Source organism: Amorphus sp. MBR-141 (genome assembly GCF_053628695.1).
The window spans coordinates 159,407-173,679 of the sequence record NZ_JBRJGW010000004.1 but is presented as its reverse complement, the minus strand read 5'-3'; the positions used below and the strand labels follow the sequence as shown (position 1 = coordinate 173,679).

The following is a 14,273-nucleotide window of genomic DNA, read 5'->3' as shown; positions in this document are numbered from 1 at the left end:
ACCGCCGTGACCCACAAGCCGAACACCTTCCGATCCGGACCCGACGCCTCCGGCCATTTCGGCGTCTTCGGCGGCCGGTTCGTCGCCGAAACCCTGATGCCGTTGATCCTGGAGCTGGAGGCCGCCTACCGCGCCGCCCAGGCCGATCCGGCCTTCCAGGCCGAGCTCGACGGGCTGCACGCGACCTACACCGGCCGCCCGAGCCCGCTCTACTTCGCCGAGCGGCTGACCGAGGAACTCGGCGGCGCCAAGGTCTACTTCAAGCGCGACGAGCTGAACCACACCGGCTCCCACAAGATCAACAACTGCCTCGGCCAGATCCTGCTCGCCCGCCGCATGGGCAAGACGCGCATCATCGCCGAGACCGGCGCCGGCCAGCACGGCGTCGCGACCGCGACCGTCTGCGCGCGCTTCGGCCTGCCCTGCGTGGTCTACATGGGCGCCACCGACGTGGAGCGGCAGAAGCCCAACGTGTTCCGCATGAAGCTCCTCGGCGCCGAGGTGATTCCGGTGACGTCGGGTGCCGGCACGCTGAAGGACGCCATGAACGAGGCGCTGCGCGACTGGGTCGCCAACGTCGACAGCACCTACTACCTGATCGGCACGGCCGCCGGTCCGCACCCCTATCCGGAGCTCGTCCGCGACTTCCAGTCGGTGATCGGCCGGGAGACCCGCGACCAGATCCTCGAGGCCGAGGGACGGCTGCCGGACCAGCTCGTCGCCTGCGTCGGCGGCGGCTCCAACGCCATCGGCCTGTTCCATCCCTTCCTCGACGATCCCGGCGTGGCGATCACCGGCGTCGAGGCGGGCGGCGACGGGCTCGACGGCGACCGGCACTGCGCCTCTCTGACGGCCGGGCGGCCGGGCGTCCTGCACGGCAACCGCACCTACCTGCTGCAGGACGACGACGGCCAGATCCTCGAAGGCCATTCGATTTCGGCCGGCCTGGACTATCCGGGCATCGGCCCGGAGCATTCGTGGCTGAAGGAATCCGGCCGCGTGACCTATGTGCCCATCGGCGACCAGGAGGCCCTGGAGGCGTTTGCGCTGTGCGCGCGCACCGAGGGCATCCTGCCGGCGCTCGAGCCCTCCCACGCCCTCGCTCAGGTCGCCAAGATGGCGCCGGGCATGGACAAGGACCAGGTCATCGTCATGAATCTGTGCGGCCGCGGCGACAAGGACGTCCACACCATCGCCAAGACCATGGGATGGGACCTGTGACCGTCGCCCGCCTCGACGCCCGCTTCGCGAAGCTGAAGGCCGAAGGCCGCGCCGGTCTCGTCACCTTCCTCACCGCCGGCGACCCCGATCAGGCCGCCAGCCAGGCCATGCTCGACGGCCTGCCGGCCGCCGGCGCCGACGTGATCGAGCTCGGCATGCCGTTCACCGATCCGATGGCCGACGGGCCGGCGATCCAGGCGGCCTCGCTGCGGGCACTCAAGGCCGGGCAGACGGTGCCGAAGACGCTCGACATGGTGCGCGCCTTCCGGCGCACCGACGACGAGACGCCGATCGTGCTGATGGGCTATTTCAACCCGATCCACTCCTACGGCCGCGACCGCTTCCTCGCCGATGCGATTGAGGCCGGCGTCGACGGGCTGATCATCGTCGACCTGCCGCCGGAGGAGGACAGCGAGCTCTGCCTGCCGGCGCTGAAGGCCGGCCTTGCCTTCATCCGGCTGGCAACGCCGACCACCGACGAGACGCGCCTGCCGGTGGTGCTCGCCAACACCTCCGGCTTCGTCTACTACGTGTCCATCGCAGGCGTCACCGGCACCGCCGCGCCCGATCCGGCGCGGGTGTCGGCGGCCGTCCAGCGGATCAAGGGGCACACCCCCCTTCCCGTGGCGGTCGGCTTTGGAGTAAGGACGCCCGAACAGGCGCGCGAGATCGCCGCCGCGGCCGATGCCGTCGTCGTCGGCTCCGCGCTGGTCGGCGCCGTCGCAAATTCGCTCGATGACGGCGGTAAGGTAACGGCAGCGACCGTGCCCGCCGTGCTTGATATGGTGCGCAGTCTGTCCGACGGGATCCGCACCGCGCGCACCGGCGCAGCCGCCTGAGAGCGCGTCCACGCATGACCGAGGGGTTTCACCCGTGAACTGGATCAACAGCGTCATCCGGCCGAAGATCAGCTCCTTCCTGAACAAGCGGGAGGTGCCCGAGAAGCTCTGGATCAAGTGTCCGGAGACCGGCGAGATGGTGTTCCACCGCGATCTCGAGGCCAACCAGTTCGTGGTGCCGAACTCCGGCGTCCACATGCGCATTCCGGTCAGCCGGCGGCTCGAACTGCTGTTTGACGAGAGCGCCTTCGAGACCATCGCGACGCCGTCGGTCGTGGCCGACCCGCTGAAGTTCCGCGACGAGCGTCGCTATTCCGAACGGCTGAAGGACGCGCGCACCAAGACCGGCCGCGACGATGCCGTCGTGGTCACCCGCGGCCGCATCGAGACGATGGACACCGTCGTCACGGTGCAGGACTTCAACTTCATGGGCGGCTCGCTCGGCATGGCGGCCGGCGAGGCGCTGATCACCGGCCTCGACCTCGCCCGCCACGAGCACCTGCCGTTCGTGCTGTTCGCCGCCTCCGGCGGCGCGCGCATGCAGGAGGGCATCCTGTCGCTCATGCAGATGCCACGCACCACCGCGGCGGTGATGGCGCTGAAGGAAGCCGGCCTGCCCTACATCGTCGTGCTGACCAACCCGACCACCGGCGGCGTCACCGCCTCCTACGCGATGCTGGGCGACATCCACATCGCCGAGCCCGGCGCGCTGATCGGCTTCGCCGGCCCCCGCGTCATCGCCCAGACCATCCGCGAGAAGCTGCCCGAGGGCTTCCAGCGCGCCGAGTACCTGCTCGAGCACGGGATGGTCGACATGGTCGTCCACCGCCACGAGATGCGTGCGACGCTGGCGCGGATCCTGCGCCTCCTGACGCATCAGCCGGACCCCGCGACGCTGCCGGTTCCGCTCGCCGAGGCGTCGCTGGCGGCCGGCGACGGCACCGCCGACACGGCAGTCGCCGCCGACGGCGTCCCCGCAGACCAGACAGCCTAAGCCGTACCTTTCATGGATCACACCAACGCCATCCTGGAGCGCCTGCTGACGCTCCACCCGAAAGTCATCGATCTGTCGCTCGAGCGGATGACGCTGCTGCTCGACGCGCTCGGCAATCCGGAAAAGCGGCTGCCGCCGACGATCCACATCGCCGGCACCAACGGCAAGGGCTCGACGACGGCCTTCCTGCGCGCCGCGCTGGAGGCCGACGGCAAGGCCGTGCACGTATACACCTCGCCCCATCTGGTGCGGTTCAACGAGCGCATCCGCCTCGCGGCCCCCGACGGCGGCCATTTCGTCGACGACGGGATGCTGACCGATGCGCTCGAACGGGCCGAGCGCGCCAACGACGGCGCGCCGATCACCTTCTTCGAGATCACCACCGCCGCCGCCTTCCTGCTGTTCTCAGAGATGCCGGCGGACGTGCTGCTGCTGGAGACCGGCCTCGGCGGACGGCTCGACGCGACGAACGTCGTCGATCAGCCGCTGGTCTCGGTCATCACCCAGATCGGGCTCGACCACCAGCGCTTCCTGGGCGACACCGTCGAGGCGATCGCCGAGGAGAAGGCCGGCATCATCAAGCGCGAACGGCCGGTCGTGGCTGCCCCCCAGTCCGACGCCATCACCGCGGTGATCGAGCGGGCGGCCGCGCGCGCCCGCGCACCGCTCCATCTCGGCGGCCAGGAATGGTCGGTGATGGAGGAGCGGGGCCGGCTCATCTACCAGGACGAGACGGCGCTCTTCGACATGCCGCCGCCGCGCCTGCCGGGCCGCCACCAGATCACCAACGCCGGCACGGCGATCGCCGCGCTGCGCGCCGGCGGGCTGTGGTCCGGTCTCGACAGCGCCGAGAAGGCGCTGCAGAACGTCGAGTGGCCGGCGCGCCTGCAACGCCTCACCCGCGGCAAGATCGTCGACGCCGCCATGCCCGGCGCCGAGATCTGGCTCGACGGCGGACACAATCCGGATGCCGGCGAAGCGCTCGCCGCGTTCATGGCCGATCTCGAAGACCGGGTCTCCCGCCCGCTGTTCCTGATCAGCGGCATGCTGGCCACCAAGGATCCGGTCGGCTTCTTCCGGCCGTTCTCGGGCCTCGTCCGGCACGTCTTCACGGTGACGGTGTTCGGTTCGGAAGCGGCGATCCAGCCGGGGCCGCTGGCCGACCTCGCCGAGACGGCCGGGGTGACAGCCGAACCGGTGTCGAGCGTGCTCACCGCGCTGCGGCTGCTGTCGGAGAGCTGGCGGTTCGAGCCGCCACCGCGCATCCTCATCTGCGGATCGCTCTACCTGGCCGGCGACGTGCTGGCCCAGAACGGGACGCCGCCCGTCTGAGGCGTCACGCCCTGCGGAACGCGCCCCGGGCGCGGGCGATTTCGGCCGGTGCATGCCCACGAAATCGGCAACAAGTCCTTGAATTCACAACAGACATGGTTCGCCAGATCATGTATGGTCGCGCCCGTTCCGGCTGCCGACGGCGACCGCCGGAACCGATCGTCCGCTCCCGGAAACGGAGCCGGGAAAGGAGACCGCAATGAGCCTTGATGCCGATGTCCTGGTCGATCGCCGCAGGCTGCGCCGGTCGGTTACGGTCTGGCGCGCGCTTGCGGTCGTGGCGATCGTGGCGGCGATCGCCGGGATCGCCTTCGCCGTCCTGGGCGGCGACACACTCGGCCGGAACGCCCCGCAGATTGCGCGGCTGCCCATCGAAGGCGTGATCACCGACGACCGCGACACCGTCGAACTGATCGACAAGCTGGCGCTGAACGACAACGTCAAGGGCGTGATCCTCTACATCAATTCGCCGGGCGGCAGCACCACCGGCGGCGAGGTCACCTACAACGCGCTGCGCAAGCTGGCGGAAAAGAAACCCGTCGTCGCCCAGATTGGCACGCTTGGTGCTTCCGCAGGATACATGATCGCGCTCTCGGCCGACCACATCGTCGCCCGTTACACGTCGCTGACGGGCTCGATCGGCGTGCTCATGCAGTACGGGCAGATCCACGACCTGCTCGCCAAGCTCGGCGTCGAGGTCAACATGGTCCACAGCGGCCCGTTGAAGGCCGAGCCCTCCCCCTTCGACCCCGCCCCGCCGGCCGCCGTCGACATGCTGCAGGGCATCGTGATGGATTCCTACGACTGGTTCGTGGGCCTGGTCGTGGAGCGCCGCAAGCTCGATGACGCGACGGCCCGCGGCCTCGCCGACGGACGCGTCTTCACCGGCCACCAGGCCCTGGAGGCCAAGCTCATCGACGAGATCGGCGACCAGGCGCAGGCCGTCGACTGGCTCGGCCGCGAGCGTGGCGTCGACGTCACCTTGCCGGTGCGGACCTGGGAGACGACCGACGAATTCGAGGATCTTCCGTTCACCTCGCGGATCGCCTACGGGATCGCCGATCGGCTGCTTGGCGCCGTCGGCCTCGATGGCGCGCGTGCCTTTTCACTTGGTGGGCCCGTGCAGCTTGACGGTCTGGTGTCCCTTTGGCACGGTCCAAATCCACCCGAAGACGTTGGGCGACAGAGGCGGGTCCCATGATCAAATCGGAATTGGTGCAGCGGATTGCTGAGCAGAACCCGCATCTCTACCAGCGTGACGTCGAGAACATCGTCAACGCGATCCTCGACGAGATTTCCGATGCCATGACCCGCGGGGACCGGGTGGAGTTGCGCGGCTTCGGCGCCTTTTCCGTGAAGAGTCGACCGCCGCGGATCGGGCGCAATCCGCGCACCGGCGATCAGGTCGACGTCGATGCGAAACACGTCCCGTTCTTCAAGACGGGCAAGGAGATGCGCGAGCGTCTCAACAACGGATACGACGGGGAATAGTGCCTTCCGATCGGGCTCAGACGCCGGATCGACGGGATGGCGCCGTGCCTCGATTCTAGAGCGGGATGCGGGCGCAAGACCGGCGCCCACTGTTCCTCCTCCCGCTCCAGGTGTTATCGTTCGACCGCGGGCTGATCAGGAGACTGTACCGTCGTGAAGCGCTTTATCGAGACCCTGATCTTCCTTCCCATCGCCGTCCTCCTTGCGCTGCTGGCGGTCGCCAACCGGGGGCCCGTGCGCCTGTCCCTCGACCCCTTCCGGCCGGCCGAGAGCGGACTGGCGATCTCCATTCCGCTCTACTGGGTGATCTTCGCGTGCCTGGCCATCGGCGTCGTGCTCGGCGGCGTGTCGGTCTGGCTGCGCCAGGGACGCTTCCGCCGGGAAGCCCGCCGGAAGCGGGCCGAGGCCCGTCATCTTCGCGAGGAGGTCGAGACGATCCGCAAGGCTCCGCCGGAGCCGACCGTGGCGGCCCTGCCCGCCTCCCGTCGCGCTGCGCCGCTGGGCCTCACCCACCGCGCCTGACGCCGCCCTCGGCCCTGCGCCAATCGCTTGAAGCAGATCTCGATCTGGACCACTGTGGCTCGGTGCAGAACGCCGGCGGAAACGTCTGTGTCCCCTCGTTCCCGCGCCGCGCCAGCCCGGTCTGCTGCCATCACCCAGGAGGGCCTATGCGTATCCGATCTTGGATCGTCGCGACCGGTCTCGTCGCGATCACGGCAACGGCTGGCCAGGCCGCCGACTTTTCCTTCGCATTCGCCTGGGGCGATTTTCCCCGGTGCACGACGGGGCGGCCGCTGACGGTCGCCAGTCCGGCCTTCGAGCTCCGCAACGTGCCGCAGGGCGCGGCCAGCATACGCTTCAAGATGGTCGACCTCGCGGTTCCCAACTTCAACCACGGCGGCGGCAAGGTGGCCTACTCCGGCGGATCGACCATCGCGCCGGGCGCGTTCAAGTACAGCAGCCCCTGCCCGCCGAACGGCACCCACACCTACGAATGGACGGCGGATGTCCGCAACGCCGAGGGAAAGTCGATCGCCAAGGCAACCGCCCGCAAGAAGTATCCCTGACGCATCGCCAAGTGAGGTGAAGGCCGCGGCGCGCGGCGCTACCGGCGGCCCTCAGTCCGGGTATTCGCCATCCGGGACCCCGGCCCGCTGCAGCAGCCCCTTCAGGCAGTCCAGCTGCTCGGTCTGCAGGCGCAGCAGCGTTTCCAGCTGGCGCATGCGGACGTCGTCCATCTTCTCGTGAAGGTTCATGATCTCCACCTCGGCCTTGAGGTTGACCTCGTAGTCGTAGGTGGCGGCCAGACGGTCCTTCTGGGCCTGCCGGTTCTGGGACATCATGATCACCGGCGCCTGGATCGCCGCAAGCATCGACAGCACGAGGTTCAGGAAGACGAACGGATAGGGGTCGAACACCTCGCTCTTCGACAGCCAGACGGTGTTCAGGACGACCCAGAGCAGCAGCACCGCGAAGAACAGGATGATGAAGCTCCAGGACCCGCCGAAGGCGGCCACCCTGTCGGCCAGCCACTCGCCGAACGTCAGCTTCTCGCGGAAGCGCTCGTTGACGTTCTGGGAGATGGCCACCCGCTTCGCCACCTGGCGCAGGACGCGCTTCTCCCGCTCAGGCAGGTCCTCGTAGCCGCGCTGCAGCAGCCGCTCAGCCAGGCCCCTGACGTTCTGGTCCATTTCGATCTCTCCGAGCGCACGCCCCGCATCCGTCCCCGGTACGCCGGCCGACCTGAACCGGCATCGCGAGTCGGTCCATGGCAGCGAGCCTAGCGCCCGGATGACGGCCGGGCGAGGGCCGCGCGGTTGCGCGGCGGGGCCGAAACGCGAAACGCCCGCATCGAGGATGCGGGCGCTTGCGCGTGCTGCGAGTGGCGTTGGAGGCCCGGCCAGCGCCGAGGGCACAGGGCGGGCGAACTCACATGTGGATGGCGCGGCCGTCCACGGCCATCGCCGCTTCCTTGACCGCCTCCGGTAGCGTCGGATGCGCGTGGCAGGTGCGGGCGATGTCTTCGGCGGAGGCGCCGAATTCCATGGCGAGGGCGACTTCCGCGATCATGTTGCCGACATCGGGCCCGATCATGTGCACGCCGAGGACCCGGTCGGTCTTGGCGTCGGCCAGGATTTTCACGAAGCCATCGGTGGTGCGGTTCACCTTGGCGCGGCCGTTCGCCAGGAACGGGAACTTGCCGACGTTGTACGCGACGCCGTCGGCCTTAAGCTGCTCCTCGGTCCTTCCGACCGACGCGACCTCGGGATAGGTGTAGACCACGCTCGGGATGACGTCGTAGTTCACGTGGCCCGCCTGGCCGGCGAGGATCTCGGCGACCGCGACGCCCTCGTCCTCCGCCTTGTGGGCGAGCATCGGCCCGGTGATCACGTCGCCGATCGCGTAGATGCCGTCGACGTTGGTCTTGAAATGGCCGTCGGTCTTCACCCGGCCCTTGTCGTCGCGCTCGACGCCGACCTCGTCGAGGCCGAGGTTGTCGGTGAACGGGCGCCGGCCGACGCAGACGAGCACGACGTCGGCTTCCAGCGTCTCCGCGTCACCGCCCTTGGCCGGCTCCACGGTAACCTTCAGCGCATCGCCCTCGGGGGTCACGCCGGTGACCTTCGAGGACAGCTTGAAGGTCATCCCCTGCTTCTGCAGGATCTTCTGGAACTGCTTGGAGACTTCCTTGTCCTCCGGCGGCAGGATCCGATCGAGGAACTCGACCACCGTCACCTCGGCGCCGAGGCGGCGCCAGACGGAACCGAGCTCCAGGCCGATCACGCCGCCGCCGATCAGCAGCAGACGCTTCGGCACCTCCGGCAGCGACAGCGCGCCGGTGGACGACACCACCTTCTTTTCGTCGATCTCGATGCCCGGCAGGCTCGCCACGTCGGAGCCGGTGGCGATGACGATCGCCTTGGTCTCCAGCGTCTGGGCCTCGCCCTCTTCCGGGGTGACCTTCACCTTGCCCGCGGCCTCGATGGTTCCGGTGCCGTGGAAGGTGTCGACCTTGTTCTTCTTGAGCAAGAACTCCACGCCCTTCACATTGCCGTCGACGCCGTCGTCTTTGAAGGCCAGCATCCCGGCCAGGTCGAGCTCCGGCTGGACCTTGATGCCCATGCCGGCGAAGCCGTGGCCGGCCTCCTCGTAGAGCTCGGAGGCGTGCAGCAGCGCCTTCGACGGGATGCAGCCGACGTTGAGGCAGGTGCCGCCGTGGGTGGCGCGCTTCTCCACCACGGCGACCTTCATGCCGAGCTGCGCCGCGCGGATGGCGCAGACATAGCCGCCAGGGCCGGTTCCGATGACGATGAGGTCGTAGCTCGACATGGATGTGCCTCTCTTCCAGTCGGTCGGTCGGCGCGCGCCCGCAAGCGCCGCGCCGCCGCAACAGCCGCGGTCGAAGGACCGCTTTCGATCAGTCGGTCATTCGCGGATCAGAGATCCAGCACCAGCCGCTGCGGATCCTCGATCGCTTCCTTGACGCGCACCAGGAACGTCACGGCTTCCTTGCCGTCGACGATGCGGTGATCGTAGGAGAGCGCCAGGTACATGATCGGCCGGATGACGATCTGGCCGTTGTGCACGACCGGGCGCTGGTCGATGCGATGCATGCCGAGGATGCCCGACTGCGGCGCGTTGAGGATCGGCGTCGACATCAGCGAGCCGTAGACGCCACCGTTGGAGATGGTGAACGTGCCGCCCTGCATCTCGTCGAGCTTCAGCTGGCCGTCGCGGGCCCGCTTGCCGAAGTCGTTGATGGTCTTCTCGATGCCGGCGATCGACAGCTCGTCGGCGTCGCGCACCACCGGCACCACGAGGCCCTTCTCGGTGCCGACCGCCACGCCGATGTGGTAGTAGTTCTTGTAGACGATCTCGTCGCCGTCGATCTCGGCGTTGACGTTCGGGATCTCCTTCAGCGCCTGAATCACGGCCTTGGCGAAGAAGCCCATGAAGCCGAGACGGACGCCGTGCTTCTTCTCGAACAGGTCCTTGTAGGACTTCCTGAGCTCCATCACCGCGCCCATGTCCACGTCGTTGAACGTGGTGAGCATCGCGGCGGCGTTCTGCGCGTCCTTCAGGCGACGGGCGATGGTCAGGCGCAGACGGGTCATCTTGACCCGTTCCTCGCGCGCGCCGTCCTCCTCGTTGGACGGGCCGCGCGGCGCCTTGGGCGCGGCATCCTTGCTGGCCGTCAGGCCCTTTTCGACGGCGGCGAGGACGTCTTCCTTGAGCACCTGGCCGCGCTTGCCCGAGCCGGACACCTGGTCGGCGGAGAGGCCCGCCTCTTTCAGATGCTTGCCGGCAGCCGGCGACGGCGGCATGTCGCCGTCGGACTTGCCTGCCGGCTTCGCGGCCGGGGCCTCGCCCTTCTCGGCCGGGGCCGCCGATGTCTTCGCCGATCCGCCGGCGCCGGGTGTCACCTGGCCCAGCAGCGCGCCGACCTCGACGGTGTCGCCTTCCTTGGCGGAGATCGACCCGAGCGTGCCGGCCGCCGGCGACGGAACCTCGACGCTGACCTTGTCGGTCTCCAGCTCCACCAGCGGCTCGTCCTCGGCGACGCTGTCGCCCTCCTTCTTGAACCACTTGGCAATCGTCGCCTCGGTGACGGATTCACCGAGCGCCGGCACCTTGATCGACACGGCTTCGCCGCCACCGGATGCCGGCTTGTCCTCGGACGCCTCGGCCTTCGGCGCGGGCTTCTCTTCGGCCTTCGGAGCTTCCGACTTCTTCGCGTCGGACCCGGAGGTCTTCGCCGCGGCGGCGCCGCCGCCCTCGGAGATCGTGCCCAGGAGCGCGCCCACTTCGACGGTCTCGCCCGACTTCACCGCGATTTCGCCCAGCGTGCCGGCGCTCGGGGCCGGCACTTCGACGGTCACCTTGTCGGTCTCCAGCTCCACCAGCGGCTCGTCCTGAGCAACGGTGTCACCTTCCTTCTTGTACCACTGGGCGATCGTCGCCTCGGTTACGGATTCCCCGAGGTTGGGAACGCGGATTTCGCTGGCCATGGCGCCTGTTTCCGTATGCTTGTGATCTAATTCGGGGTCGGGGGGACGGTGGACCGCCTCAGGACGAGGGGCCCAGCGCCTCCTCGAGGAAAGCCTTCAACTGGGCGAGGTGCTTCGACATCAGGCCGGTGGCCGTCGACGCCGCAGCACTGCGGCCGGCATAGCGCGGCGCCGTCTGGTTGGTGCCGGCCTGCGCGAGCACCCATTCCAGGAACGGACGCACGAACGACCAGGCGCCCATGTTCGCCGGCTCTTCCTGGCACCAGACCATCTCGGCCTTCGGGAACCGCTTGAACTCGTTCAGCACCGACTTCGACGGGAACGGATAGAGCTGCTCGACGCGCATCAGGTAGACGTCGTCGACGCCGCGCTGCTCGCGCTCCTCCAGCAGGTCGTAGTAGACCTTGCCCGAGCACAGCACGACGCGCCGGATCTTGTCGTCGGAGACCAGACCGCCGCCCTCGTGGCCGGTGTTCGGGTCCAGATCGTCGAACAGGATGCGGTGGAAGCTCGTCTCCGGCGTCATCTCGTCGAGGCGCGACACCGCCTTCTTGTGGCGCAGAAGCGACTTCGGCGTCATCAGGATGAGCGGCTTGCGGAAGTCGCGGCGGATCTGCCGGCGCAGGATGTGGAAGTAGTTGGCCGGCGTTGTGCAGTTCGCGACCTGCATGTTGTCTTCGGCGCACAGCTGCAGATAGCGCTCGAGGCGGGCCGACGAATGCTCCGGCCCCTGGCCCTCGTAGCCGTGCGGCAGCAGCAGCACGAGACCCGACATGCGCAGCCACTTGCGCTCGCCGGACGAGATGAACTGGTCGATGATCACCTGGGCGCCGTTGGCGAAGTCGCCGAACTGGGCCTCCCAGCACACCAGCGTGTTCGGCTCGGCCAGCGAATAGCCGTACTCGAAGCCGAGCACCGCCTCTTCCGAGAGCATCGAGTTGATGACCTCGTAGCGTGCCTGGCTCTCCGAGACGTTGTTGAGCGGAATGTAGCGCTCCTCGGTCTCCTGGTCGTAGAGCACCGAGTGACGCTGCGAGAACGTGCCGCGCTCGACGTCCTGGCCCGAGAGGCGGACCGGAAAGCCTTCCGCCAGCAGCGAGCCGAACGCCAGCGCCTCGCCGGTCGCCCAGTCGATGCCTTCGCCGGTCTCGATCATCTTGGCGCGGTTCTCCATGAACCGCTTGATCGTCCGGTGCGCCTGGAAGCCGTCCGGGATTTCCGTCAGCTTCTCGCCGATCCGCTTCAGGGTGTCGGCGTCGACGTCCGTCTTGCCGCGCCGCGGATCGTCCGGGCTGTCGGCGATGCCGAGCCCGCTCCAGCGCCCGTCGAGCCAGTCGGCCTTGTTCGGCTTGAAGCCTTCGCCGGCGTCGTACTCCTGCTCGAGCCGGTCGCGCCACGCCTGCTTCATGCCGTCGAACTCGTCGGTCGACACGACCCCGTCGTCGACGAGGCGCTTGGCGTAGATGTCCAGGGTCGACGGGTGATCCCGGATGACCTTGTACATCAGCGGCTGGGTGAACGCCGGCTCGTCGGACTCGTTGTGGCCGAAGCGGCGGTAGCAGAACATGTCGATGACGACCGGCTTGTGGAACTGCTGCCGGAACTCGGTCGCGATCTTCGCGCAGAACACCACGGCCTCGGGGTCGTCGCCGTTCACGTGGAAGATCGGCGCCTCGATCATCTTCGCCACGTCGGAGGGATAGGGCGACGAGCGCGCAAAGCGCGGATTGGTGGTGAAGCCGATCTGGTTGTTGACGATGAAATGCAGCGACCCGCCGGTACGGTGCCCCTTCAGGCCCGACAGGCCGAAGCACTCCGCCACCACGCCCTGGCCGGCAAACGCGGCATCGCCGTGCAGCAGCACCGGCATCACCATCGTGCGCTCGGCGTCCGACATCTGGTCCTGCTTGGCGCGCACCTTGCCGAGCACCACCGGGTCGACGATCTCCAGATGCGACGGGTTGGCCGTCAGCGACAGGTGCACCTTGTTGCCGTCGAACTCGCGGTCCGACGAGGCCCCGAGGTGGTACTTCACGTCGCCGGAACCCTCGACGTCGTCGGGGGTGTAGGAACCGCCCTTGAACTCGTTGAAGATCGCCCGGTGCGGCTTGCCCATCACCTGGGCGAGCACGTTCAGGCGGCCGCGATGCGGCATGCCCAGCACGATGTCGCGCAGGCCGAGGTTGCCGCCGCGCTTGATGATCTGCTCGAGCGCCGGGATCAGCGCCTCGGCGCCGTCCAGGCCGAAGCGCTTGGTGCCGGTGTACTTGACGCCCAGGAACTTCTCGAAGCCGTCCGCCTCGATCAGCTTGTTGAGGATCGCCTTCTTGCCGTTGTCGGTGAACTCGATGCCCTTGTCCGGCCCCTCGATGCGCTCCTGGATCCAGGCCTTCTCGGCCGGATCGGAGATGTGCATGAACTCGACGCCGATGGTCGAGCAGTAGGTCCGCTTGAGGATCGCCTTCATCTCGCGGATGGAGGCGAACTCCAGGCCGAGCACGTTGTCGATGTAGATCGGCCGATCGAGATCGGCCTCGGTGAAGCCGTAGCTTTCCGGCTTCAACTCGTCGTGATCCTCGAGACGTGCGATGCCGAGCGGGTCGAGATCGGCGTGCAGATGGCCGCGCACACGGTAGGCGCGGATCATCATCAGCGCGCGAACCGAGTCGCGGGTGGCCCGCAGCGCCTCGTCCTCGGAGATCTCGACGCCCTTCTCCTGGGCCTTCGCCTTGATCTTTTCGCCGATCACGCCTTCGACCGGCCGCCAGTCCGTATCGAACGCCGAGACCAGCTCGCCGTTCATCGGGATCGGCCAGTCCTTGCGCTGCCAGGGGGCGCCACGCGCCTCGGCAAGCACTTGATTCTTATCGTCTTTCAGCGCCGAAAAGAAGGCCCGCCACTCCGCATCCAGCGAGTCCGGATCGGTCTGGTAGCGGGCGTATAGGTCTTCGAGATAGGCGGCGTTGCCACCGTAGAGAAAGGACGTCTGCCGAAACGCTTCGTTCGGATCCTGTGATGCCATCGTTTTAACGCTACGGGGCCCCGTAGGGCCCCCTCCTTGTCCTGCGCCGCGCCGTCCGCAAGATGGCGTCACCGTCCCGCGGACGCAACATATCCAAACACATCCCCGCCCCAGCTTCGAGGCCCTGAGAGCAATTCCCGCCAGATTGCTCCGACCCGGCTGATCAGATCGGACCAGGCAGGCAACCCTGAGGCCAATTCATGTCGGTCAGACGTCGCCGTCTGACCGGGTCTTGCTTCGGTCGCCCGACGGCGCCCGTAACGGCTACTGCCCCGGAGCGTTTCCCGCCGCGATCGAAACGATCCGGGCGAACGGGAATTGCTCGCGATATTGGTCCGGGCGCTCCGAAACGTCCGGAGGTTCCG

General features: G+C 67.9%; 12 protein-coding genes. 8 read left to right on the top strand and 4 right to left on the bottom strand.

All coding sequences use genetic code 11. The features are described 5' to 3' along the window. The first annotated feature begins 6 nt into the window (after positions 1 to 6). The 8 genes from trpB to ACSSVZ_RS07345 all read left to right on the top strand — a co-directional run bounded on the left by trpB (position 7) and on the right by ACSSVZ_RS07345 (position 6,944). Positions 7 to 1,221 (top strand): tryptophan synthase subunit beta, encoded by a 1,215-nt coding sequence (gene trpB, locus ACSSVZ_RS07380; RefSeq protein WP_453969149.1) that lies wholly within the window; start codon positions 7 to 9, stop codon positions 1,219 to 1,221. Further along, positions 1,209 to 2,060, top strand: coding sequence for a tryptophan synthase subunit alpha (gene trpA / locus ACSSVZ_RS07375; protein WP_453969148.1), 852 nt, complete (start codon positions 1,209 to 1,211; stop codon positions 2,058 to 2,060). The genes trpB and trpA overlap by 13 nt, the downstream gene beginning before the upstream one ends. Before the next feature lie 34 nt (positions 2,061 to 2,094). Then, positions 2,095 to 3,054, top strand: a complete 960-nt coding sequence (gene accD, locus ACSSVZ_RS07370) for an acetyl-CoA carboxylase, carboxyltransferase subunit beta (protein ID WP_453969147.1) — start codon at positions 2,095 to 2,097, stop codon at positions 3,052 to 3,054. A 12-nt stretch (positions 3,055 to 3,066) separates the two neighbouring features. Further along, a complete protein-coding gene (locus ACSSVZ_RS07365; protein WP_453969146.1) occupies positions 3,067 to 4,386 on the top strand; it encodes a bifunctional folylpolyglutamate synthase/dihydrofolate synthase in 1,320 nt (439 codons plus the stop codon). Between the two features lie 199 nt (positions 4,387 to 4,585). Further along, the gene (gene sppA / locus ACSSVZ_RS07360) at positions 4,586 to 5,587 is read left to right on the top strand and encodes a signal peptide peptidase SppA (protein WP_453969145.1); all 1,002 of its coding nucleotides are present in this window, start codon (positions 4,586 to 4,588) and stop codon (positions 5,585 to 5,587) included. Beyond that, a complete protein-coding gene (ihfB, locus tag ACSSVZ_RS07355; protein WP_453969144.1) occupies positions 5,584 to 5,877 on the top strand; it encodes an integration host factor subunit beta in 294 nt (97 codons plus the stop codon). Before sppA ends, ihfB begins: the two co-directional genes overlap by 4 nt. 153 nt (positions 5,878 to 6,030) lie before the next feature. Further along, positions 6,031 to 6,399, top strand: coding sequence for a lipopolysaccharide assembly protein LapA domain-containing protein (locus ACSSVZ_RS07350; protein WP_453969143.1), 369 nt, complete (start codon positions 6,031 to 6,033; stop codon positions 6,397 to 6,399). Between the two features lie 146 nt (positions 6,400 to 6,545). Then, positions 6,546 to 6,944, top strand: a complete 399-nt coding sequence (locus ACSSVZ_RS07345) for a phospholipid-binding protein (protein WP_453969142.1) — start codon at positions 6,546 to 6,548, stop codon at positions 6,942 to 6,944. A 51-nt stretch (positions 6,945 to 6,995) separates the two neighbouring features. On the opposite strand, the gene ACSSVZ_RS07340 is transcribed toward ACSSVZ_RS07345, so the two are convergent. The 4 genes from ACSSVZ_RS07340 to ACSSVZ_RS07325 all read right to left on the bottom strand — a co-directional run bounded on the left by ACSSVZ_RS07340 (position 6,996) and on the right by ACSSVZ_RS07325 (position 13,908). Further along, positions 6,996 to 7,568 carry a DUF1003 domain-containing protein gene (locus tag ACSSVZ_RS07340; RefSeq protein WP_453969141.1) on the bottom strand — a complete coding sequence of 191 codons (573 nt, stop codon included), beginning with the start codon at positions 7,566 to 7,568 and terminating at the stop codon, positions 6,996 to 6,998. Between the two features lie 238 nt (positions 7,569 to 7,806). Continuing rightward, positions 7,807 to 9,207 carry a dihydrolipoyl dehydrogenase gene (gene lpdA, locus ACSSVZ_RS07335; protein ID WP_453969140.1) on the bottom strand — a complete coding sequence of 467 codons (1,401 nt, stop codon included), beginning with the start codon at positions 9,205 to 9,207 and terminating at the stop codon, positions 7,807 to 7,809. A 107-nt stretch (positions 9,208 to 9,314) separates the two neighbouring features. Next, positions 9,315 to 10,886 (bottom strand): 2-oxoglutarate dehydrogenase complex dihydrolipoyllysine-residue succinyltransferase, encoded by a 1,572-nt coding sequence (gene odhB, locus ACSSVZ_RS07330; protein ID WP_453969139.1) that lies wholly within the window; start codon positions 10,884 to 10,886, stop codon positions 9,315 to 9,317. Positions 10,887 to 10,944: 58 nt separating this feature from the next. Beyond that, positions 10,945 to 13,908: a 2-oxoglutarate dehydrogenase E1 component gene (locus ACSSVZ_RS07325; RefSeq protein ID WP_453969138.1), complete on the bottom strand. Its 2,964-nt coding sequence runs from the start codon at positions 13,906 to 13,908 to the stop codon at positions 10,945 to 10,947. Positions 13,909 to 14,273: the final 365 nt, after the last annotated feature.

Bases quoted from the DNA above. Each gene is read 5' to 3' on its own strand.
- trpA (WP_453969148.1), top strand. From the start codon at position 1,209: ATGGGACCTGTGACCGTCGCCCGCCTCGACGCCCGCTTCGCGAAGCTG.
- ACSSVZ_RS07365 (WP_453969146.1), top strand. From the start codon at position 3,067: ATGGATCACACCAACGCCATCCTGGAGCGCCTGCTGACGCTCCACCCG.
- sppA (WP_453969145.1), top strand. From the start codon at position 4,586: ATGAGCCTTGATGCCGATGTCCTGGTCGATCGCCGCAGGCTGCGCCGG.
- ihfB (WP_453969144.1), top strand. From the start codon at position 5,584: ATGATCAAATCGGAATTGGTGCAGCGGATTGCTGAGCAGAACCCGCAT.
- ACSSVZ_RS07345 (WP_453969142.1), top strand. From the start codon at position 6,546: ATGCGTATCCGATCTTGGATCGTCGCGACCGGTCTCGTCGCGATCACG.
- ACSSVZ_RS07340 (WP_453969141.1), bottom strand. From the start codon at position 7,568: ATGGACCAGAACGTCAGGGGCCTGGCTGAGCGGCTGCTGCAGCGCGGC.
- lpdA (WP_453969140.1), bottom strand. From the start codon at position 9,207: ATGTCGAGCTACGACCTCATCGTCATCGGAACCGGCCCTGGCGGCTAT.
- odhB (WP_453969139.1), bottom strand. From the start codon at position 10,886: ATGGCCAGCGAAATCCGCGTTCCCAACCTCGGGGAATCCGTAACCGAG.
- ACSSVZ_RS07325 (WP_453969138.1), bottom strand. From the start codon at position 13,908: ATGGCATCACAGGATCCGAACGAAGCGTTTCGGCAGACGTCCTTTCTC.